The 22,536-nt window shown below is 67.6% G+C and carries 13 protein-coding genes; 6 read left to right on the top strand and 7 right to left on the bottom strand.

All coding sequences use genetic code 11. The annotated features are described in order from the left end of the window. Nucleotides 1-17 precede the first annotated feature (17 nt). From ABXH26_RS03105 to ABXH26_RS03125, 5 genes are all read right to left on the bottom strand, one after another. Complete coding sequence (locus tag ABXH26_RS03105; RefSeq protein ID WP_353565570.1) at nt 18-2,594, bottom strand: LamG-like jellyroll fold domain-containing protein; 2,577 nt, start codon at nt 2,592-2,594, stop codon at nt 18-20. A gap of 93 nt (nt 2,595-2,687) precedes the next feature. Beyond that, on the bottom strand, nt 2,688-3,521 hold the full coding sequence (locus ABXH26_RS03110; RefSeq protein WP_353565571.1) for a LamG domain-containing protein: 834 nt from the start codon (nt 3,519-3,521) through the stop codon (nt 2,688-2,690). Between the two features lie 123 nt (nt 3,522-3,644). After that, nucleotides 3,645-5,846 carry a serine/threonine-protein kinase gene (locus ABXH26_RS03115; RefSeq protein ID WP_353565572.1) on the bottom strand — a complete coding sequence of 734 codons (2,202 nt, stop codon included), beginning with the start codon at nt 5,844-5,846 and terminating at the stop codon, nt 3,645-3,647. Further along, nucleotides 5,843-6,421: an ECF-type sigma factor gene (locus tag ABXH26_RS03120; RefSeq protein WP_353565573.1), complete on the bottom strand. Its 579-nt coding sequence runs from the start codon at nt 6,419-6,421 to the stop codon at nt 5,843-5,845. Before ABXH26_RS03120 ends, ABXH26_RS03115 begins: the two co-directional genes overlap by 4 nt. A gap of 977 nt (nt 6,422-7,398) precedes the next feature. Next, nucleotides 7,399-8,559 (bottom strand): 3-keto-disaccharide hydrolase, encoded by a 1,161-nt coding sequence (locus ABXH26_RS03125; RefSeq protein WP_353565574.1) that lies wholly within the window; start codon nt 8,557-8,559, stop codon nt 7,399-7,401. Nucleotides 8,560-8,770: 211 nt separating this feature from the next. Between ABXH26_RS03125 and ABXH26_RS03130 the strand changes: the two genes are divergently transcribed. Then, nucleotides 8,771-11,548, top strand: a complete 2,778-nt coding sequence (locus ABXH26_RS03130; protein WP_353565575.1) for a hypothetical protein — start codon at nt 8,771-8,773, stop codon at nt 11,546-11,548. A 282-nt stretch (nt 11,549-11,830) separates the two neighbouring features. Here the strand turns inward: ABXH26_RS03130 and truA are convergent, their stop codons facing one another. After that, on the bottom strand, nt 11,831-12,598 hold the full coding sequence (gene truA / locus ABXH26_RS03135; RefSeq protein WP_353565576.1) for a tRNA pseudouridine(38-40) synthase TruA: 768 nt from the start codon (nt 12,596-12,598) through the stop codon (nt 11,831-11,833). 98 nt (nt 12,599-12,696) lie between these two features. Between truA and ABXH26_RS03140 the strand changes: the two genes are divergently transcribed. From ABXH26_RS03140 to recN, 5 genes are all read left to right on the top strand, one after another. Continuing rightward, nucleotides 12,697-14,928 (top strand): hypothetical protein, encoded by a 2,232-nt coding sequence (locus tag ABXH26_RS03140; RefSeq protein ID WP_353565577.1) that lies wholly within the window; start codon nt 12,697-12,699, stop codon nt 14,926-14,928. Nucleotides 14,929-15,295: 367 nt separating this feature from the next. Then, entirely contained in the window at nt 15,296-16,153 is an 858-nt protein-coding gene (locus tag ABXH26_RS03145) for a hypothetical protein (RefSeq protein ID WP_353565578.1), read from the top strand. 218 nt (nt 16,154-16,371) lie between these two features. Beyond that, a complete protein-coding gene (locus ABXH26_RS03150) occupies nt 16,372-16,671 on the top strand; it encodes a hypothetical protein (RefSeq protein ID WP_353565579.1) in 300 nt (99 codons plus the stop codon). Continuing rightward, complete coding sequence (locus ABXH26_RS03155; protein ID WP_353565580.1) at nt 16,668-17,819, top strand: hypothetical protein; 1,152 nt, start codon at nt 16,668-16,670, stop codon at nt 17,817-17,819. Before ABXH26_RS03150 ends, ABXH26_RS03155 begins: the two co-directional genes overlap by 4 nt. Before the next feature lie 99 nt (nt 17,820-17,918). After that, nucleotides 17,919-19,565 carry a DNA repair protein RecN gene (gene recN / locus ABXH26_RS03160; protein WP_353565581.1) on the top strand — a complete coding sequence of 549 codons (1,647 nt, stop codon included), beginning with the start codon at nt 17,919-17,921 and terminating at the stop codon, nt 19,563-19,565. A 290-nt stretch (nt 19,566-19,855) separates the two neighbouring features. Here the strand turns inward: recN and ABXH26_RS03165 are convergent, their stop codons facing one another. Beyond that, nucleotides 19,856-22,513, bottom strand: coding sequence for an MGH1-like glycoside hydrolase domain-containing protein (locus ABXH26_RS03165; RefSeq protein WP_353565582.1), 2,658 nt, complete (start codon nt 22,511-22,513; stop codon nt 19,856-19,858). Between the last annotated feature and the right edge of the window lie 23 nt (nt 22,514-22,536).

The following is a 22,536-nucleotide window of genomic DNA, read 5'->3' on the forward strand; positions in this document are numbered from 1 at the left end:
GGCGTGGGTGCTGGGAATCAGGGGCCCTCGAGGCGGTAGAACTCGGCGGGGTCGGATGCCTCCGCGGCCGGCACCGTGGCGCTGCCCTGGCCGAGGGCATCGGTGGTGACGTTTACCGCCGGATCGAGCGGGACGAAGTCGCCGAGGGTGGTGGACTTCGTCAGCTCATAGGCGGTGTCCGGGCTGCCGGTGAAGGTGATGATGAAGTCGCCGCCGGCGGTGAACTCGGCGGACGTGACCTCGAGGGTGGAGATCACGACCGGGAGCGTGCCCGCGGTTTCCTCTTCCTCGTTCAGGATGCCGTCGCCATCGGGATCGCCGGAGCCATCCTGGGCGGTGATGCTGCCGAAGTACTGGATTTCCCATAGGTCGTCCAGCCGGTCGTGGTCCTCGTCCGCGGAAACGCCCGGCGTTTCGTAGAGCGAGGCGATGCGGGCGGGGGTGAGGGCCTCGTTGTAGACCTGGACGTCATCAATGAGGCCCTGGAACGCATCGGTGGGCGTGGCCCGGCCGAGCCGGCCAACCTCGAAGTTGTTGAACAGCGGAAACTGCGCCAGCGGCACCGCGGTGGTCTCGGCGGTGAGCACGCCATCGACGAACTGACGGAGGGTCGCGGTCTCCAGGTCGAGCGTCATGGCCACGTGGTGCCAGGCGTCGTCGTTGACCACGACCGCACCCGGGGCGGAGGTGCTGAACAGCTCGGCGATGTTGGTGTCTCCCCCCGGCCGCAGGCGGCTGCTGAGGGCTCCCAGGGTGGTGGTGCCGCCGGCGATGGTCATGTCGACATAACTCTTCTCGGCGGCCGAGTTTGCTGCGGAGATGAAGACATTGCGCCCGCCCGAGGTGTCGGTGGACTTGATCCACGCGGTGAAGGTCAGCGCTTTCCCCGCCGTGATGTCGGTCAGGAAACCCGCCTGACCCATGTCGATGATGTCATCCTGTCCCGCCAGGTCATTGAGCTGGACGGCGCTGCCGGAAATACCCGCCACACCGGTGACGACCGCCGTGCCGATCGCTCCCGGATCGCTTCCGAGTTCGTTGGCCGCGGTGCCGGCGCCGGCGGACTCGTCGAACTTGTAGTGCGCGACCAGGCCCTTGGCGGCGGTGGGAAACGATGCCCCGTCGGTGGGATCGGTGCCGTGGGTGAACTCGGCGTAGTCGTTGAAGCCATCCTCATCCGTGTCCGCGAGATTCGGGTCGGTGCCGGGCGTGACGCCTGCCGCGTAGGCGAGGTCCGGGTTTTCCTCGCCGTCGAGGAGGCCGTCGCCGTCGGTGTCGGGGTTGGTGGGATTGGTGCCGGTGAAGGCCTCGCCGCCCCAGACGCCGATCCGGTCCTCCTGCTCGTCATCGTAGCCGTCGTCGTCGGTGTCCGCCTTGTGGGGGTCGGTGCTATTGACGCCGTCGTGGTATTCCTGGCCGTTGTCGAGCCCGTCGCCGTCGGGATTGCCGAACTCTCCGTCATCGCCCGCGTCGCTGTTCGGGTCGAGGGAAACGGAGATCTCCCACGCGTCGGGAAGGTTGTCGGAGTCGCTGTCGGCGCTGTTAGGGTCGGTCAGATAGGTGTTGACCTCGTCGCCGTCGGTCAGCGTGTCGTCGTCGGAGTCGGCATCGAGCGGATCGGTCAGCGGGGGCGTGTTGAGTTCGTCGCCGTCGGTGCGGCCGTCGTCGTCGGTGTCGGCGAGGGTCGGGTTGGTGCCGGCGGCCTGCTCCTGGAGGTTGGTGGCACCGTCGTTGTCGGGGCCGATGTCGTTTCCGCCGTAGGCCTCGATGTTTCCGAAATAGAGGATCTCCCACACGTCGGCGAGGCCATCGAGGTCGGAATCCGCGGCGGTGAAGGCGTCGCCGGGATGATCGTGCAGGTAGCCGACCTGCTCCTCGGTCAGGGCCTGGTCGTAGACCTGGACGTCATCGATCAGGCCTTGGAAGGGATCGACCGGCGACGAGCGACCGAGGCGGCCGATCTCGAAGTTGTTGAAGGTGGGAAAATCGGCCGTTCCCATCGTCTGGGTGTTGGCCAGGACGCCATCGACGTAGAGGGAGAGCAGCGCGGTCGAGAGGTCGACGGTGATCGCGAGGTGGTGCCAGTTGCCGTCGTTGACGGTGACTCCCGTGCTGTAGATGCCGCCTTGTTGGGCTCCTGCGCCCGGCAGGTTGGGGCGGTTGCGCGCGGTCACTTCGCCTTCATGGCCGGCCTGTCCGGCGGCCACGCCGAAGTCGGTGAAGCTGATGCTGCTGGTGTCGTCGCCGGCGAAGACCACCGTGTTGCGGTTGCCCGTGGTGTCGGTGGTGTTGACCCATGCGGCGATGCTCAGTTTGCCGCTGGCCGCGATGGCCGCGAAAAAGGAGGCGGTGCCCATGTCGACGATGTCGTCCTGGGTGGCGGTCGCGCCGCCGAATTGGTAGGCGTTTCCGGCAATGCCGGTGACCCCGGTGGTGACGGCGCTGCCGACCAGGCCCTCGGTGCTGCCGGTCACTTCATTGGCGGCGGTGGTGGCGGAGGCGGCTTCGTCGAACCGGTAGTGGGCGATCAGGTCGGCCCGGGCATGGGTCGCCGTCAGGGCGATCGGGATGAGAAAATGGATGCTGGATTTCATGGGTTTGGGTGGGAAGTGGATGGGTGTGCCCGACGAAGCGCCCGCAGGTCGGACCTGCGGGCGGAACCGGGACGTTTCCCGAAGGGTGGTGGCTCAGGCGCGACGGCGGCGCAGCAGCGACAGCAGCCCCAGGCCGGCCAGCGCGGCACCGGCGGGTTCCGGAACGGCTTGGCCGGGATTGGCGAACAGATAGGCGATCCCGGTGGCATCCAGAGCTTCGTCGTAAACCTGGACGTCATCGACCAAGCCCTCGTATCCATCGGTGGGCGAGGAACGCCCGAGGCGGCCGATCTCGAAGTTATTCATCACGGGAAAGGTCTCGAAGCCGGAGGGAATGGTCTGCGAGTTGGCCAGCGCACCATCGACATAGAGGGAAACGACGGCGCCGGAGAGATCGACCGTCATCGCGATGTGGTGCCAGGTGCCGTCGACCACCGTGGCGCCGTCGCTGAAGTAGCCGGTGGCCACCGACGGCGTGTTGGTGTTCGGTCGGTTGCGGCCGTAGGCCTCGCCTTCGTGGCCGGGCTCGGTGACCGTGGTGCCGAGGTCGGCGTAGTCGTTGCTGTCGGCGTCGTTGCCGGCGAACACGACCACGTTGCGGCCGCCGGTCGCCTCGGTCGAGTTCACCCAGGCCGAGAGCGTGTAGGCACCGCTGGTCGTGATGGCGGCGAAAAATGAGGCGTTGCCCATGTCGACGATGTCGGCCTGCCCGGTCGCGCCGGAGAAGCTGTAGGCGTTGCCGGAAATGCCGGCGGTGCCGGTGACGACGTTGGCTCCTACGGTGCCGGTCGTACTTCCGGTGACTTCGTTGAGCGCGGTGGTCGCGCCGGAGGCTTCGTCGAAGGTGTAGTGGGCCACCAGGGCGGCGGGGCTGGCGAGGGCGAGGCCGACAAGGCCGGCGGCGGTCAGGAGGGGGCGATGGGTCATGTTCAGGTCGGGTTTGGGTTTCCAAACGGGCCGCGGAATCGGCCCATGAAAGGGGAAGACGGAATCCCGCCGACAAACCCGACACGGTTTTTTCCTGAAAAAAGCCGGCCCGCCGGCAAGCCGCTAGCGCGGCGCCCCGCCCACCAGGGCTTCGGCCTCGAGCAGCAGCAGCAGCGCCGCATGCTGGTTGTACCAGAGCGTGCCGTCCGGATTGACCACCTGGAAGGGCTCCTGCAGCCAGCGATCGACCTTTTCCCGCACCCGGACGACCTCCTGGCGGGCCTCCTTTTCGCGGCCACGCTCGAAGGCGATCATGGCGAGCAGCAGCTGGTTGGAAACCTCGCGCGGGGCGCTGTTGCTGGCCAGCCCGAGGCTCAGCCGCGCGCGCTCTTCGGCATCGTCCCAGCGACCTTCGCGATAGGCGATGAGGGCCAGGGAAAACTGCCGCCACGCCACCATGTGCGGCCCCCGCCGGTCGTCGGTGACCTCCAGCGAATCCCGCAGGACGGCCACCAGCGGAGCCAGCCGCGCGAGCGTGGCCGGGTCGGCGGGCTTGAGCAGCGTGGCCTTGACGGTGTGCTCGGCGACCACCGGGTTGGACGAGTCGCCGAAGCGGTCGATCGTCAACTGGCGCAGCTCGTCATACTGGCCGGGCTCGCCCCACTCGGCCACGGCGGTCAGGACCGAAAGTACGCGGAACGAAATGTCCTGCGAATCGCTCATGTCCACGCTGGTGACGACGTGGCCGAGCGAGAAAAAGCGCTCGCTGGCGGCCTGCCAACGCCCGTGGGCGAGGTTCCACTCCGCGACGTTCATGAGGGTGGACGAGGCCTCCAGCGAGGCCGGGATGCTGGTGGCGGGCAAGCCGGCCAGCAACTCATCGGCCGCCTGGTCCTCGCCGTATTTCAGATGCACCGCGGCCTGACGCACGAGGTCGGCCACCTGCGCGTTCTCCCGCAGCCGGACTTCGTTGGCGGTCGCCTGCTCGGCCTGGACGCGGAGCTTCGCCTGTTCGTGGCGGGCGCTGCGTTCACGAAAGAACAGCCAGGTCGAGACGCCGAAGCCGCCCAGCAGCCCGGACAGCGCGATGGCCGCGGCGATGAAGACGACGCGGTTGCGCGCCACCAACTTGCTGAGCAAATACCAGCGGCTCGGCGGACGGGCGATGACCGGCTGCCCGGCAAGGTAGCGCTGGACGTCGAGCGCCAGCCCGTTGGCGGTCTCGTAGCGCCGCGGGCGGTCGCGATCGATCGCCTTCATCACGATGCCGTCGAGGTCGCCCGCCAGCAGGCCGGGCAGCCGCGCCGCGTCGACGCCGCGCTGGCGGGCGATCTCCGCCAGGGCGGCGGGCGATGCTTTCCGCACCCGCGCGGAGGGCGTCTCGGTCACGCCGCGCCGGAGCCGCTCGCGCAGCTCCGCCTCGCCGACCGTGCCGTCCGTTTCCACCGGCACCGGCGGGCTGCCGGTCAGCAACTCGTAGAGCAGCGCGCCGAGGCTGTAGATGTCGCTGCGGGTATCGATGTCCACGCCGCCCTCGGCCTGCTCCGGGCTCATGTAGGCGGGGGTGCCGATGAATTGGCCCGGACGGGTGGCGGTGCCTTCCGCCGCCAGCCCGGTGGCGGTGACCTTGGCGATGCCGAAGTCGATCACCTTCGGCACCAGCCGGCCCTCGTGCCTGCGGACGAGCACGTTGGACGGCTTGATGTCGCGGTGGATGACGCCCTTCTGGTGGGCGTGCTGGATGGCCTCGCACACCTGGACGAAGAGTCCCAGGCGGTCGCGCAATCCGAGCTGCTGGTGGTCGCAGAAAGCGGTGATCCTTTCGCCATCGGCCAGCTCCATCACGAAGTACGGCCGGCCGGTGGCGGTGGCCCCGGCATCGAGCACGCGGGCGATGTTCGGGTGGTCCATCAGCGCCAGCGCCTGGCGCTCGATCTCGAAGCGGGCGATCACGCTTTCGGTGTCCATGCCGAGGCGGATGATCTTCAGCGCCACCTTGCGCCGCACCGGCTCCTGCTGCTCGGCCAGGTAAACGACCCCGCCGCCGCCCTCGCCGAGCCGCTCGATCAGCCGGTAGCGGCCGATGCTGGTGCCGACGTTTTCCTCGGCTCCGTGCCGGGACTCGGCGGCCGGCGGTGGATTTCCGGACGCCTGCGGGAAAGTGAAGAAGTCCTCCGCCTCGTCGCGGACTTCGAGCATTTCCTCCAGCAGCGTGCGAAGCGCCGGATCCTCGCGGCAGGTGTGGTCGAGGAACGCGCGCCGCTCGTCGGGGTCGGTCAGGCCCGCGGCGGCATCGAACAGCAGCTTGTCGATCGGCCCGCTCACGGGGCGCCGGTTTCCTGGCGGATCATCCGGAACAGGCGGGCTTTGGCGAAGGCCCACTGGCGCTCGATGGTGCGCTCCGTGACGCCGTCCATGGCCGCGACCTCCTGGTTGGTCAGGCCGCCGAAAAACTTCAGCTGGATGATCCGCGCGCTGGATGGATCCTCGATTTCGAGGCGGTCGAGGAGCTCGTCGACCATCAGCACGCGCTCGTCCGGCGAGGTGCCGGCGATTTCCAGGCTGTTCGACTGGATCGGCACCACCTCGAACTCCGAGCCGCGCTTCAGGCTCAGCTTGGCCCGCGCGCGATCGACCAGGATGTGGCGCATGGCCTTGGCGGCGGTGCCGAGAAACTGGGAGCGGTCGCACCACAGCTTCTCGTCCTGGTGAGAAAGCTTCAGCCAGGCTTCGTGGACCAGCGCGGTCGGCTGCAGCGTGCCTTGCAGGGCCTTCTGCGACATCAGCCGGCGGGCCACGTTGCGCAGCTCGTCGTAGACCAGCGGCAGCAGCTCGGCCGAAGCGAGGGTGTCGTCCCCGCTGGAGGTCTTCAGGATCTGGGTGAGCTGGTCCACGGCCATGACGCGAGGGAAACGAACGACCGCTTCTTTAGAGCATCCCAGGTCATGATTCAAGGAGAGGCCGTGACCTACGGGGATGCTGAAAAGCTGAAATGCTGAAAAGCTGAAATGCTGAAATGCTGAAATGGGCGAAGTCTGGAGATGGTAGGGTCGACCGCCCTCGGTCGACCGCGAGCTACCCCACGGCTCCGATTTCCCTATCAGGCGGATCATGGGAAACCGGCCGACCGCCATGCGCTCCGACCAACGCAATCGGAACCACGGAAGTCACGGAAAACACGGAAAGCCGGGGCAGCGTGGAGGGAATCGGGAACAACGAAATCGGCGAAAGGGACGAAATTTGAAGACGGTAGGGTCGACCGCCCTCGGTCGACCGCGAGTGACCTGCGCGGCTCCGATGTCTCGATCGACTTTGGCGGAAACCCACGCTTGGGAAAACGCATCGGGAACGGGGAAGATCGATCCGCAGACTTCAGGGTGATTATCGCAGTGCCCCGTTCTTCATTTCGTCCATTTCGACCATTTCGTTGTTCCTTCCTTCTTCAGAGCTGCATGGGCGAAGCCGTGGGTGACGGGGGAGAGGGGTCTTCAGGCGGTTCGCGGACGACCGAGAGCGGTCGACCCTATCTGCACGGGAATCACGGACAAGCCGGGGCAGCGTGGAGGGAAGGGGGAACAACGAAATCGGCGAAAGGGACGAAATTTGAAGACGGTAGGGTCGACCGCCCTCGGTCGACCGCGAGCTACCCCGCGGCTCCGATTTCCCTACCGGATTCGGCCGGACCCGACGCTTGGAAAAACGCAGCGCGGGAGGGGAAGATCGATCCGCAGACTTCAGGGGAATCTTCGCAGTGCCCCGTTCTTCATTTCGTCCATTTCGACCGTTTCGTTGTTCCCTCCCTCTTCAGGGCCGCACGGGCGCAGCCTTGGGTGAGGGGAAAGAGATGTCGTCAGGCGATTCGCGGTCGACCCTACCGTCACTTGTCCCACTCGCGGTCCTTGACGAGCTTCTGGATGTCGTCGGTTTCGTCGAACTTCGCGATGTCGAAGTGGGCGAGGTACTGGAGCGCGCCGTTGACTTGGAGGACGTCGCCCTTCATCGACTCGAGCTTGTCGTCCGGGGTGCGCTTGAGGTTGGAGGCGAAGGCACCGACCATCTTGGCGGCTTCCTTTTCCGCGGCGGCGTCCTGCTCGTAGCAGAGGGATTCGAGGAGGTGGAGCAGCTTGTCCTTGCCTTTCAGGTCGGCGGCCTGGTCGCGGATGCCGGCGGCGATCTCGTGGCGCTTGGCGGTGGTGGCCTCGGGGCTCATCACGCTGGTGTCGCCGCCCTCAATGGCGCGCTTTGGCAGCGGGCGGATCCAGATGTTGCGGAAGCGCACGGGGTTGCCGTGGTCCTGGAGCTTGAGCGGTCCCGTTTCCGGAAACGGACGGTCATGGCTGCGGGTGCGGTGGCCGCCGCCGCCCTCGAGCGGGGTGTGGTCCTGGAGCAACACGCCGTTGCAGAACACGGTGAGGTAGCCGGGATCGACGAGCTGGTCGCCCTCATACACCGGGCGGCGGAAAACGATGTCGTAGTACTGCCACTCGCCGGGCTTGCGCAGGGCGTTGGCCATCGGCGGGTTCACGCCATACACGGAGCCGGCGAAGCCGTCGGAGTAGGTCGGGTTGTCGTAGTTGTTGAGGACCTGCACCTCGACCTCGCCCATGAGGAAGACGCCGGAATTGCCGCGGCCCTGGCTGTTGCCCTCGATCCGGGTCGGCGAGGCCCACTCGACGTGGAGCTGGCAGTCGCCGAATTGTTCCTTGGTGCGGATCATGCCGGAGCCGGGCACGCACTGCAGGGCACCATCGCGGGCGACCCACTGGGTGGTTTCGGGCGGGTTTTTGTCGGCCTCCCAGCGGGAAAGCGAGGCGCTGGTGCCGTCGAAGAGAATGGTGGCGTCGGAGGGCGGGGTGCCGGGCTGCTGCTGGGTGCTGAAGGTGCCGGGCTCGACGCGTGGGGGCTGCGGCCGGTTCATGTCGTGGATGGCCCACGGGTGGGTGGCATCCGGCGGGTCGCCGTAGAACGCGCCGTCGGCGAACAGCGGGGAGACGAGGGCGGGCAGGACGAAAACGGCGGCGATGGAGCGTGGTTTCATGAAAGGAATCGAAGTGGTCGCTGGGCGGGATCCGCATACGGAATGAAGCCAGCGGGTGTTTCAGCGGCGATCGGGGACGGTGGGTCCGTTCTCCCCGTCATGCGGATTCCGCGCCGCATCCCCGTCAGGGTTTTTTGCCTCCTCCGTGACGACCTGCCCCGTGCGTTTGGTGATTGTTTGGTGGAGCCGGTTGAAGTAGGGAGCGAGGATCATGAAAAGCTTTCTGATCGGTTTGCTCGGGATGGCGGCGGTGGCTTGCGGGCAGGAACACGCGTGGCGCTACGAGGTGGGGACCCTGGCGCCGAACCAGCAGAACCTGCCGGTGGACGTGGAGGCCAGCGGCAGCGTGGCGATGATTCTCCAGCCGGTTCCCGGCGGGCGGAAGGCGGTGGTGTACCGGCGCGATGGCACGGGCACCTGGGCCGAGGAGGACGAGCTTTCGACCGGCACCGCGATCACCGCGGCGGCCTTGAACGCCTCCCAGGAAATGGCCGCGATCGGGGTGGGCAACGTGGTCGAAATCCACCGGCCGTCGTTTCCGCCGGACTGGCAGTACTTCGGCAGCGCCGGGAGCATCGTGCTGCCGGTCGATGAGGAGGCGGTCCGGATCTCGATCGATGGCAACTACGCCGCCGTGCAGACCAATGGCTCGGGCGCCGGGATCCTGGATCCCGTCGTGCGGGTGTACGAGTTCGCCGGGGGGGCGTGGACGGAGGTGAATCACTTCCGTTTCACGCCGCCGCCCGAGACCTTCGGCGGGGCGGGCGTGAGCGGGCTGTGCCTGCGGGGCACGCGGCTGGTGGCGGCGAGCCAGGCGGCGGACGAGGTGCAGGTGCGGGAGCGCACGGCGGCGGGCGGGCCATGGGAAACGGTGGCCACGATCGATGTGACGGCGCTGGGGCTGAAAAATCCGGGTGCCGTGGCGCTGGCGGGCGACCGCCTGGCGGTGGTGGCGGAGGCGGCGACCGGCGGCGTGCTTCAGGTGGAGGCCTTTTCCCGCAACACGGGCGGCACGGATGCCTGGGGGCACGCGGGCACGGTGCGCGCGGGCACGGCGAACGATGCCTATCTGACGCTCGATGCCGATGGCCCGAACCTGGTGGTGATGTCGCTGCCGCGGCCGGAGCTGCTGGTTTTCCATGAGGTGGCCACGGCCGACTTCTACGGGCCGGGGGCCGGGGCCACGGGCTGGGCGCACGAGGCGACCCGCGACCTCGGTCACGTCAATGGCTCCCCGTCGCTGCTGACCGTCCGGTCGGGGTTGAAATTCGTGGCGGTGGCAGGCGACGACGCCCTCTTCGGCCTGGCCGACGAAGCCTATGCCGGGGGCGGGGCGTCCTGGGCGGCGACCGTTTTCCGTCGTGCGGCAAGCTGGGCGCAGGTGCAGCGGATCGATGGCCCGGGCGCGCCGGCGGGCCTGGGCAAGTCCATTTCGATGTCGGGCGGAATCATCGCGGTGGGCATGCCGGACGATGCGTGGATGGGCGCGCAGACCGGCGCGGTGATGCTGTGGGGGCTGGCGGTGACGGGCGAGGACAGTGGCCAGATCCTGATCCCGCTGGGCCGGGTGGTGAGTCCCGCGCCGCAGGCCGGGGCCCGCTTCGGCGAATCGGTGGCGGTCCACACCGGCGAGGATTCGCTTTTCTCGGGCATGGTGCTGGTGGTCGGGGAGCCGGGCCGCGATGGCGGCAAGGGTGCGGCCTACTGGTTCGGCGGGCTGCTCGGCGAGGTGGGTCCGGGCACGGCGCTGGCCCACGGGGAAACGCTGGCGGCCGGCGACGAGTTCGGAGCGTCGGTGGCCGTGACGGGCAATCCCCTCGGAAGCAGCGAGGGCGCGACCACAATGGCGGTGGGCATGCCGGGCGACGACGACGCGGGCGCGGATGCCGGAGCGGTGATCGTGTTCGGGCGGGATACCGGCAGCCCGACGACCTGGAGCCGCCTGACGAAGCGCGTGCGGCCGGCCACGATCCCCGGCGCGGCCTTCGGCAGCGGAGTGGCGTTTTTCGGCCCGGGGGACACGCTGCTGGGAGTGTCCCAGCCGCCGATCGGCGGAGCTTCCGGGCGGGTGGCGGTGCTGGGGCGGAACGAGGGCGGCTCGGATGCCTGGGGCGTGCAGCAGACGCTGACCCCGCCGGCGGGGTCGCCGCCGGGATTCGGCAGGAGCGTGGCGGGGGATCTCCTCACGCTGGCGGTCGGGGCCACGGGAAACACCGGCGGCACCGGCAAGGCCTACCTTTACGCCTACAATGCGCTGGCGGGTGACCCCTTTTCGACCGTGAGCGGGACCTCGACGGAGGGGCCGAGCTTCGGCAGCTCGGTGGCGGTCTCCAACCTGAACCTGTGCGTCGGCTCGCCCAAGGCGGCCAGCGGCGCGGGGCGGATCTCGACCTGGGGCCAGCTCGGGCCGACGCTCGGCGTGCTGGACCTGCTCTACCACCAGACCGGCACCGCCGGCGAGGCGCTGGGGACGGCGGTGGGCAGCTACTTCATCTATAGTGCCGGCGGCGCCCCCGGGGCCGACTTTTCCGGCACCAACCACGGCGGCGTGGTGCTGAACCGCGCCGGCAGCTACGAGGTGTGGGCGAAGTCGCGCGGCACGGCGCTGATGCCGCAGTGGCTGCCGCAGCAGGATGCGGATGGCGACGGGCAGGCGAACCTGATCGAGTTCGCGCTCGGCTCGGATCCCCTTTCGGGGTCGAGCCTGGGGCCGTTCACGATGGTGCCGGGAACCTACTCGGGGCTTTCCATGGAGCCCTCGATGATGTGGACGGTGCCCGCCCCGGGCTACAGCCAGAGGTATCTCGATTTCCGCATGCAGCGCAGCGAGGCGCTGGGTTCGTGGCAGACGGCCGACTGGTCTTCCGCCGCCGGCGTCCGTCATTTCCTCAGGCAGGGCCGGCCCCGGCAGTTCTATCGCCTGAGCCCGCTTTATCCGTGGTTCGGGCGGCCGAGCGGCGACACCGGCATCATCGTCACGCCGCTTTGAGGGGGCAAAAAGGGCGGCCCGCGAACTCCCCCCGGAATCCCGGGCCGCCCTTGGTGTTCTCCCTATTCTTTAAAGCTTGTCAGTTCGATCGGGCGCCGGGCTCGCTGTCCTGTTGAGTGACCGGCCGCTCGCGGCTGACGGGGGCGACCATGATGAAAATCCGCATTTTTTGCCATCACGCGATGGGGTGGGTGCGATGACGGACGGATTGTTAGGAGTCGGGGCTCCCATCCTTCTGCATGACCTCAGGCGGTTGGGTCGGACGCCCTCGCCCGGCCGTGCTCACGACGGGGAATCGTAGTGGACGGCTTCGAGAAACAATCCGTCGGCCGGCGCGCAGTGCGAGCTGCGGCCGTGCGGGAGTCCGGCCGGCTGGTCGAGCAGCGCGGCGATCTCGCCGAGCGGCATGCGGTCGGTGGCCACCTGCACCGCGGTGCCGACGAGCAGGCGCACCATTTTGTAGAGGAAGCCATCGCCGGTGAAAGTCAGCCGCAGGCCGCCGCCGGACGGGGAAACCTCGGCCCGGGTGAGCGTGCGGTGATGGTCGGTCGCCTCGGTCTCGTTGCCGCGGCGGGCGCAGAAGGCCTCGAAGTCGTGCCGGCCGCGGTAGGCATCCAGCGCGGCGGCGAGCAGGCCGGCATCGAGCCCGCGCGGCAGATGCCACGCCAGGCCGTGGCGGAAGGGCGTGAGCACGGGCGAAGTACTAAGTTCGTAGTGGTAGGTTTTTCCGCAGGCGGAGAAGCGGGCGTGGAAACCGGCATCCACCTCGCGGGCGGCCATCACGCGGATGGTGCGGGGCAGCTTGGTGTTGAGGGCGGCGAGCCAGTTGTCCGGCCCCATGGTGAGGCCCTCCGGCGGATCGAAGTGGGCGGTCTGGGCGAGCGCGTGGACGCCGGCATCGGTGCGGCCGGAGCCGTGGACGCGGAGCGGCTGCTTGGCGATGGCGGAGGCGGCGTTTTCCAGCAGGTCCTGGACGGTGTTGCCGCCGGGCTGCGACTGCCAGCCGTCGAACGGACGGCCGTCGTAGGCGAGGGTGAGGAGGAGTCGCACGGCGCCGAGCTTCGGGCCGTGGCGGCCCCGGTTCAAGAACGCGGGACGCGGAAAGTTCCCGCTTCCGCCCGCGCGGGACGCTGGCTAGGAAAGGGAGAATGAGAAAACCCTGGGTGGTGTCGTGCGTGGTGGTGGCCCTGGCCGCGGGCTGGGGCCTGGGTCGGCTGGGAAAAGCCGCGCCACCGCCGGGGGACGAGGCCGTTTCGACGAAGTCGGAGGTCCGCGACGGCCGGCGGACCCGGTTCGAGGGCGGCGCGCAGGCCGGCGTGCGGACCTTCGAGGAGCTGCTCGCCGCCGGCGGCTCGGACCGCCGGATCCTCAACGCGCTGACCCGCCAGCTCGACGGCTGCGGCGAGGAGGAGCTGGGCGAGATGCTGAAGCTGCTCGATTCCGCCCAGATCCGCGGCTCGTGGGGAAAGCGCATGGTCGCGGTGCAGATGATCTTCGAGCGCTGGGCGGAGATCGATCCCAATGCCGCCCTCGGGCAGGCGATGGAGCTCGATCGCTGGGACTCCGACCAGGCGATGCAGGCGGTGTTTTCCACCATGGTGAAAACCGACGCGCAGGGGGCGTGGACGCTGGCCCGCTCGGTGACCGAGGGGCCGCTGCAGCGGCGGGCCTCGGAAATCGTGCTCGGCTCGATGGCGGAGACCGACCCGCAGGGGGCGTTCGCGCTGCTGAAGTCGATCCCCGGGCTCGAGCCCTCGCCCCTGTTCGCCTCGTGGGCGAAGGTCAACCCGGTGGAGGCGCTCGAGGCCTGCCGCACGCTGCCCGGCACCGGGCGCAACGGCATCCTCGGCTCGGTCTTCGGGCAGTGGTTCCGCGACGACGAAGGCGCGGCGATGGCGGCCTTCGACCAGCTCGAGGGCCTGGAGCGGCGCTCGGCGGCGGACTCGATCCTCGGCACCTGGCAGAGCCTCGATGTCGATGCCGCCGCGGCCTGGGCGGCGGAGCACCCGGGCGAATGCTCGGACGATGCGATGCGCAGCGTCTGCCGGGAAATGGGTCGCAACGACCCGCAGGCGGCCGTCGCCTGGGCGGGCGAGCACCTCAAGGACAACGTGCGGATCGAGGCGCTGGAGGGCGTGTTCGGCGAATGGGCCAGCCGTTCGCCGGGGGAGGCGGCGGAGTGGCTGAAAACGGTCGCCAACCCGGCCGAGCAGGTCCGCATCGCCAAGGACGGCTTCTGGTGGCTGGCGTGGAGCTCGCCGCAGGAGGCGGTGGCGCTCGCCAAGGACATCGGGGAAAGCAACTTCGACGGGTGGTTCGTCCAGCAGATCGGCCAGCAACTGGCCGGCCTGGACATGAAGCGGGCGATGGAGATCGTCGACACCTTCGATACCGACAATTTCAAGGACGGCATGCGGCAGGGGATCGTGGAGGCCTGGATGGGTGTCGATCCCGAAGGCGCGCTCACTTTCGCCATGGGCGAGCCGAACGAGTCGAAACGGACCGGCATGCTGGGCGTGATCGCGGCCCAGATGGCGGACCGCGATCCCGCCCGGGCGCTGTCGCTGGCCGAGACGCTGCCGCCCGGGCAATCGCAGACCCGGGTCGTCACCGAGGCGATCGAGCAGTGGGTGGGAAAGTCGCCGCAGGATGCCTCCGCCTACGTCGCCGGCCTGAGCGATCCGGTGGTCAAGGAGGCCGCGTTGCAGACCTTGTTGCGAAGCTGGTCCTGGCAGGATGGCGAGGCGGCCTTCAAGTTCGCCGAATCGCAGGATGGCGGCGCCGCCCACCAGGGCATGATGCAGGCCGCCGGCCAGTGGGCGGAGCGCGATCCGGAAGGGGCCTTCCGCTACATCAGCCGGCTGCCGGCCGGGGGCTCGGCCGACAGCGCCGTGGCCGCCGTGCTCCGGCACTGGGCGGGCGAGAGCCCCGCGGACGCCGCCTCGGCACTCGAAGGCATGAACGGCGGCACGCCGAAAATGTATGAATCGCTGGCCGCCACCTGGTCCGCCAAGGAACCCGACCAAGCCCTGCAGTGGGCCAGCCGCCTGTCCGATCCAGCGGCGCAGGCCGGAGCCTACGAGGCGATTTCCCAAAACTGGGCCGAGCGTGATCCGACCTCCGCCGGCCAGTGGCTCAGCGGCCTTTCCGAGGGTGAACCGCGCGACAAGGCGGTGATGGCCTACGCCCAACAGGTGGTCGGCGTCGATCCCGCATCGTCGCTCGGCTGGGCGGCCTCCATCGGCGATGAATCGCGCCGTTGGGACACGGTGAAATCCCTCGCCAACCGCTGGTATCAACGCGACTCCAACGCTGCGGTCGGCTGGCTGGAAGACCAGGGTTTCAGCGAAGCGCAGATCCGCGAGGCGACCCGCGACTGAGCAGGTGGGGCACCCCGAGGCTCGGGCGTTGCTTGGTCCGGCCGACCGCCTGCAGCTCATGATCCGATGTCATGGCTTTCCTGCGGCGGCGGTCGTTGGATAAACTCGGGCTGTTTGCTTTCTTGAACTCACCCGTCCCTACCGATCGCCGGGGAGTGGTGGTTATCCTTCTCTAACGGGATTCTAAAGCCGCTCATGATGAAGGGCTTCAAACTGTTTAAATATGGTTTAAGGAAAAGGTTCACGGCCTATCTTGTAAGCGGGACCGATTGTGGGAAGGATCACTCCACTCGACTTGATGCGGTCTGTCCCGGGCCGGAGTGGAGGAGAGTGAGCCACGATGCGTGGCCCCCTTCGAAAACCAGCCATGAACTTTATTTTCCGCCTGCTCGGCGGGCTCAGCTGCCTCGTCTGCGCAGGGCTGCCGTCAGCGGCGTCCGCCCAGGTGGCATGCTGGGCGCCCGGCATGAACGCACCCGTGACTCTTCAAGAATACCAACGCTCCGCCTCCGTGTCCTTGGGGACGCCCTATCGCTACCAGGTGTTCGGCGTGGCGGGGCAGCTCGAACTCGGGAACCGAGCGGCCTCCGCCACGACCGTGGATGGCAGGTTCCACTCGAAGTTCCTCGGCTTCGTGGACACGGGCCACACGGTGGATTCGGTGGCGTGGGTGTGCCTGCAAACCGGGCTGGTGAAGTTTTATCCCGAGGTTCTCGCGATCACCGGTGACACGGTTGGCGCTGCGAACGGCCCGGTGCACATCTACGGGGAACGCTGGACCTTGTGCGACCCGGACCATCAGGTTCCGGTGAACCTCGCCTTCCACCTGCCGGGATCGACCCTCCTCGGCAGCGTCCTCGGTGCGGTCGCCAGCCCCGACCATTACAACCTGAACCCGAAAGGTTACTTCTACGTTCTCGGTGAGTGCCACTTTGCCCCGCCGCCGATGACCGGAAAGCTCACTGTATCCGGAAACACGGTGCTCTACGGGGCCGGTGCGGTCATCAGATATCGCATCGATCGGGATGATCCCGAAACACCCTACCGGCCGCCGTTTCTCGGGCTGGATCTCGGGGACGTGAACCTGATCGTTCTCGGCACGCCGCCGGCCGGGGCATCCGGCAACGGGCTGGCTTTGCCGGATTTCGATGTCCCGGAACTGGCGAGCGTGACGATTGACCTGAGCGGCCCCGGCGGCCCCGGCTGGAGCCGGATCGAGCGCTGATCATGATTAACGTATGCATTCTGTGGGGAATCACGATGGTTCCGTTGGCGACTGCCCAAACAAGGCCCGGGGTGGGTCAGGGGCGGATTCCTTCGGACTGGGGGGTACCGAGCAGCGAATCCTTGAGCGATGCCGAGTTTTCGGCTCGCCGGTCTGCCAGCGGAACCATCGTCCCTCGCCCGCTTCCCGCCAGGAAGCGCGGCCTCGGGCTCGCGGAAATGTCCACCTTCCTCCGGGCGGCGGACCGCTGGGCGATCCTGCCGAAAGGCTCGGTGATCTTCTGCCCTGACAAATGGGCGGCAAAGGTCGGCCGCAGCGCCGGGGGAGAGCCGCTTGCCTGGCCGGCCTTCCTCGCCGCCAACCGGGCCTGGGTTTCCACCTACGAGGTGAGTCCGGAGCAGGTCCGCGGAGAGAAGCCGATCCCCGACTCGGCGCGCCGCGAATTCGCCCGGGCGGATCGCGTGGTCGTCGCCACCCTCCGCGGCCATCCGGTCACCCTGCTACCCGCTCGCCCGTGAGACTCCCTTTACTCCTCGTCTCCGCGTGCGCGGTGATGCCGGCGCGGGCCACCGATTTCGTGCGCCAGATCCAGCTCCTCGAGCCGGGGTGGGTCGTCTATGACATCCCGGTCTCGGGAAAAACCGGTGAGATCCTATCCAAGCCGCTGGAGGGCGAGGGTGCCATCTTCCAGCTCTACGCCTATCAGGATGAAACCTACGACCCCTTCTCGCTGCTCGATCTCAACGCCGGCGATGAGGTCCACGTGAACGTCTCGCTCGATTCGCACCTGGTCGATGCCGACCTTCTCGGCATCCACCTCGATGGAATCCTCGGCGGCTCCGAAGACACCGGACCCATGCCTCGGAGGCTCGATGAAATCACGGTCGGCACCCACCTCCCGACCGCCTCCGTGACGCTCGGCTCGGAGGATCCGTGCCCGACCCCGCGCACCCGCGCCGACCGCCCCTACCGGATGCAGCTCTCGATCCGCAATCTGGCGGCCCCCGGCGATCCCCGTGGCGGGATCATGCGGCTGACGCTGGAGCGGGATTTCAAGTTCTACCATCCCGACCTCCACGTGCCTTATCCCGACGGCTCCGGCCAAGGCAGCTACGATCAGGCATGGGAGTTTACCCGGAACGGCGATTTCGAGGATCCGACCATCTACCAGGCCCTGCCCGCCGCGCGTCCCACCAAGGCCTGCGGCGAGGAAACTTTTGCCGCCTGCGTGCAGCTCGGTGAGGACCGGGAGGCCGTGATCACCTCCTCGAAGATCCAGGTCTGGCCGGTGTGCGATGGAATCATCGAGGGCATCGATCCCACGCACCCCTATCATGCGATCCCCTCCGAGGTCCGGGCCGTGTGCCACGACCTCTATCCGGACAGCCAGACCTATGTGCAAATCTATCCCGGCTCCGAAATCCTGGGCACCGTCGGCCGGGTCGTGGCCTCATCCGTCATTTCCTACAACACCTATGCCCCGCAGGATGCCGTGCTGCCGATCGAGATCGATCCCGCCGACGTCGAGTCCGACGGCCGATACACCCTCGAGCTGCTGACCGTCACCCCCTTCGACGGACGCAGGCCCGAGCGGGTGGCCCACATCACCTTCGATCTCGACCGCACGATCGAGGTCCGCGGCACGCTTTCCACCAGCGAAAAGTGAGGCCCGGAGCCCGGGTTCGCCGAGCGGGATCGGAATTTCGAAACTCGCCACGGAGGCACGGTTGATTCGGGCAAGCCTGCGGCTATGATCCGCCCGCCCATGCTGAGCCTCCTGAAAATCCGCAACCTCGCCCTGGTCGATGAACTCGTGTGGGAACTCGGTCCCGGCTTGGTCGGCGTGACCGGCGAAACCGGCGCGGGCAAGTCGGTGATCGTCGGCGCGCTGAAACTCGTGCTCGGCGAACGCGCGGACAAGTCGCTGATCCGCTCCGGGGAAACGCAGTGCATCGTCGAGGCCGTGTTCGAGCTGGAGGACTCCGCGGAAATCGATGCCGTGCTGGAGGAGGGCGGGCTGGAAGCCTGCGGCGGCGAGGCGCTGATCGTGCGGCGGGTGATCGGGCAGACGGGAAACCGCCAGTTCGTCAACGACTCGCCGGTGACGCTGAATTTGCTGAAACGCCTCGGCGAGCACCTCGTCGACCTGCACGGGCCGCACGACCACCAGTCGCTGCTTTCCACCGAGCGCCAGCTGGCGATGCTGGACGCCTACGCCGGGGCCGACCTCGACGGCTACCGCGAGCTGTGGCGCGCGTGGCGCGAGAAACAGAACGAGTGGGAAGAGCTGCGCGAAGCCGAGAGCGCCGGCGAGGCGGAGCTGGAACTGCTGCGCCACCAGCTGGCGGAGATCGATGCCGCCGAGCTGAAGCCGGAGGAGGAGGACGAGATCACCGACCGCTGCCGTCGCGCGGGAAATGCCACCCGGCTCGTCGAGTTGGCCGGCGCCGCGGCCGGGTTGCTCGGCGGTGACGATGGCGGGATCGTGACCCTGCTCGGCGAAGTCCAGCGGCTGGTGCGGGAGATCGAAAAGCTCGACCCGAGCGTGTCCGACCGGACCCTCGGGCTGGAGGGCGCGGTGCTGGAGCTGCAGGAGCTGGAGCGGACCTTTTCCGACTACGCCGAGGATCTCGACCTCGACCCGCGTGAGGCGGCGGCGCTGGAGGACCGGGTGAACCTTTTCGAAACGCTGAAGCGGAAATACGGACCTACGTTGGACGCCGTACTGGCGCACCGCGATCGCTGCGCGGACCGGCTGGACGCGGTCGACAACCGTGGCGAGCGGCTCGACGCACTGGCGGCCGAGGCGGCGGCGTTGCGGGAAAAGGTCGACAAGGAGGGCCGGGCGATCGGCCTGAAGCGCAAGAAGGCGGCGCCGAAGCTGGCGAAGGAGATCGCCGGCCAGCTGCGCGACCTCGGTTTCAAGCAGTCGTCCTTCGAGATCCAGCTCGCGGTGCATCGCGAGCCGGGCGCGGCGGGCTTCGAGTCGACCGAGTTCCTGTTCGGGCCGAACCCGGGTGAGCCCCTGCAGCCGATGCGGCAGATTGCCTCGAGCGGCGAGGTCAGCCGCGTGATGTTGGCGGTGAAGAGCGCGCTGGCGGACCAGGACGCGACGCCGTTGATGGTCTTCGACGAGATCGACGCCAACGTCGGCGGCGAGATCGCGCGCGCGGTCGGGAAAAAGATGGCGGCGCTGGGCGAGCGGCACCAAGTGGTGGCGATCACGCACTTCCCGCAGGTCGCGGCGACCGCGGCGCGGCACTACGTGGTGCTCAAGGAAGTGACGAGCGGCCGGACCCGGTCGCGGCTTTTCCCGGTGACCGGCGACGAGCGGATCGACGAGCTGGTGCGCATGCTCGGCGGCGGCGGAAAGTCCGCGCGGGAGATGGCGGTGAGTTTGCTGGAGGGCTAGGAGCGCCGATGATGAAATCGGCATCGCCAGTTCGCGGTGATTGCCATTTCTGGGTAGAGACCTGCGAAGCAGTTCACCATCCTCTCCTTTCGTCCATTTCGACCCTTTCGTTGTTCCCTGCTTCTCTTCGTGGATGGGGAAAACAACGAAATCGGCGAAATCTGATAAGGAGAAGATCAAGTCCGCGCACCATGCTGGCTGGCCTCGGCGTGATGGGGCTTGGAAGCTCTCTATCGAGGGTGAGTCCGGCTTGGGCAGGCGGGGCGGGCCGATTTCACAATCGGCGCTCCTTACTCCTTTTCCAGCTGCTCGCGGATCAGGCGGATGACGAGCGAGGTCCAGCCGGTCTGGTGGGAGGCACCGAGGCCTTCGCCGGTTTCCGCATGGAAATACTCGTGGAAGAGCAAAAGGTTCTGCCAGTGCTCGACGTCGGTGTAGCGCTTGGCGTCGCCGAAACACGGTCGGTAACCTTCGGCATCCGGCTTGAAGAGCGAGACCATCCGGTTCGACAGGTCTTCGGCGATCTCGCGGAAGGTGACCTGGTTTCCCGAGCCCTTCGGATACTCCAGCTTGATGGAGTCACCGTAGAAGTAGTGGTAACGCTCGATCGCCTCGATGATGAGGAAGTTGATCGGGAACCAGATCGGGCCGCGCCAGTTGGAGTTGCCGCCGAACATGTCGGTGTCCGACTCGCCCGGGGTGTAAGCGACCTCGTTCCGCTGGCCGCCGTGCTCGAAGACGAAGGGTTTTTCATGGGCCTTCGACAGCGAGCGGATGCCGAACCGACTGAGGAACTCGTCGGGATCGGTGAGCCGCTCCATGCAGCGCAGCAGGCGGCGCTCGGTGGGGATGGCGAGCAGGCAGCGCACCGGGTTTTTCTCGCCGTTGTGGCGCTGGACCTTGATGTAGCGCAGCAGGTCCGGGCGGATGGAAAGGAAGTAGTCGACCCGCTTGCGGAAGCCGGGCAGCTCGTCGAGGTGGCTCTGGTTGAGCACCGTCGATGCGCACAGCGGCAGCAGCCCGACCAGCGAGCGGGTGCGCAGGGGCACCGACTCCTGGCCTTCGAAAATCAGGCGGTCATAGTAGAAGCCGTCTTCCTCGTCCCACAGGCCGGTGTCGTCGTCGGAGTTGATCGCATCCGTGATGGAAACGAAGTGCTCGAAGAACTTCGAGGCGATGTCCTCATAGGCGGGCCGGGTGCGGGCGAGCTCCAGTGCCATGGTGAGCATGGTCAGGCAGTAGCCGGCCATCCAGGCGGTGCCGTCGGCCTGGAACAGGACCGAGCCGTCGGGCAGGTGGTGGGAGCGGTCGAAGACGCCGATATTGTCCAGGCCGAGGAAGCCGCCGCCGAACACGTGGTTGCCATCGGCGTCCTTGCGGTTGACCCACCAGGTGAAGTTGAGCAGCAGCTTCTGGAAGCAGCGCTCGAGGAACAGCAGGTCGCGCTCGCCCTTGGCGGCGGAGATCTTGTAGACGCGCCACACGGCCCAGGCGTGGACCGGCGGGTTGACGTCGGAAAAATTCCACTCGTAGGCCGGCAGCTGGCCGTTCGGATGCATGTACCATTCCCGTAGTAGCAGCAGCAGCTGGTGCTTGGCGAACTCCGGGTCGATCCGCGCGAAGGGGATCATGTGGAAGGCGGTGTCCCAGGCGGCGAACCAGGGATATTCCCATTTGTCGGGCATCGAGAGGACATCGCGGGCGATGAAGTGCTTCCAGTCGTGATTCCGCCCCGTGAGCCGCTCCGGCGGCGGCGGTGGGCCGTGCTTGTCGCCGGACAGCCACTCGTCGATGGCGTAGTGGTAGAACTGCTTCGTCCACAGCAGCCCGGCGTAGCCCTGGCGGAAGATCAGGCGCTCCTCCGGGGAAGTGCCCTGCGGCATGATTTCGCCGTAGAAGGCATCGCACTCGGCGATCCGGGCGGCGATGGTTTCATCGAACTCCTCGAAGCCGGGAAAGCCGTTGTCCTCCTTCAGCCGGTGCAGCCGGCAGCGGAAGACGACGGTCTTTCCCGCCGGGATCCGCACCTTGAACCAGGCCGCGGACTTGGTGCCGGTCGGCTTTTTCGAGACGGCGTCCTTTTCCCCGTGGACCACGTGGCGGTCGATGCCGTCCTTGAAATACTTGTGGGTCGCCTTGATGCCGAAGACGGACGGCTCGTTGGTCTCGTTGTCGGTGAAAAGCCACTTTCCCGGGGCCTTGCCGTCGGCGGTTTCCGCCATGAAATGGAAGCGTCCGAGGGTCGAGTGGGTCAGCAGGAGCCGGCCGTCCTCCAGGGTGATGGTCGGCTTTTCCACCGGCTCCTCCCGCAGCACGCCGAAGCTCCAGGTGTTGCGGAACCAGAGCTGCGGCAGCAGGTGGATCGGCGCAGCCTTGGGGCCGTGGTTGGTGATGGTGATCCGCCACAGGATGTCCTCGGGCGTGCGTTTGGCGACTTCCTGGACGACGTCGAAATAGCGGCCCTCGTTGAACACGCCGAGGTCGGCCAGCTCGAGTTCCGGCTCGGTGCGCGGGCGGGCCTGGTTTTCATTCCGCAGGCGGGTGTAGGGGAACTCGCACTGCGGGTACTTGTAGAGTGCCTTGGTGTAGGAGTGGGTGGGCGTGGAATCGAGGTAGTAGTAGCACTCCTTGACGTCTTCGCCGTGGTTCCCCTCGTGGCCGCCGAGGCCGAAAAGCCGTTCCTTCAGGATCGGATCCTTGCCGTTCCACAGGGCGGGGCAGAAACACAGGCGGCACTGGCGGTCGGTCCAGCCCTGCAGCCCGTCCTCGCCCCAGCGGTAGGCGCGGCGGCGGGCATGGTCGTGCGGAAAGGCACCCCAGCTCCAGCCGCTGGCCGAATAGTCCTCCCGCACCGTTCCCCACTGGCGCTCACTGAGGTACGGACCCCAACGCCGCCATGCCGAACTCCGCTTCGGGGATTCGGCCAGTCTTTCCTTCTCGCTCTCCATCAACACCCGCAACCGAGCACAAA

Source organism: Haloferula sargassicola (genome assembly GCF_040362925.1).
Lineage (GTDB): Bacteria > Verrucomicrobiota > Verrucomicrobiia > Verrucomicrobiales > Akkermansiaceae > Haloferula > Haloferula sargassicola.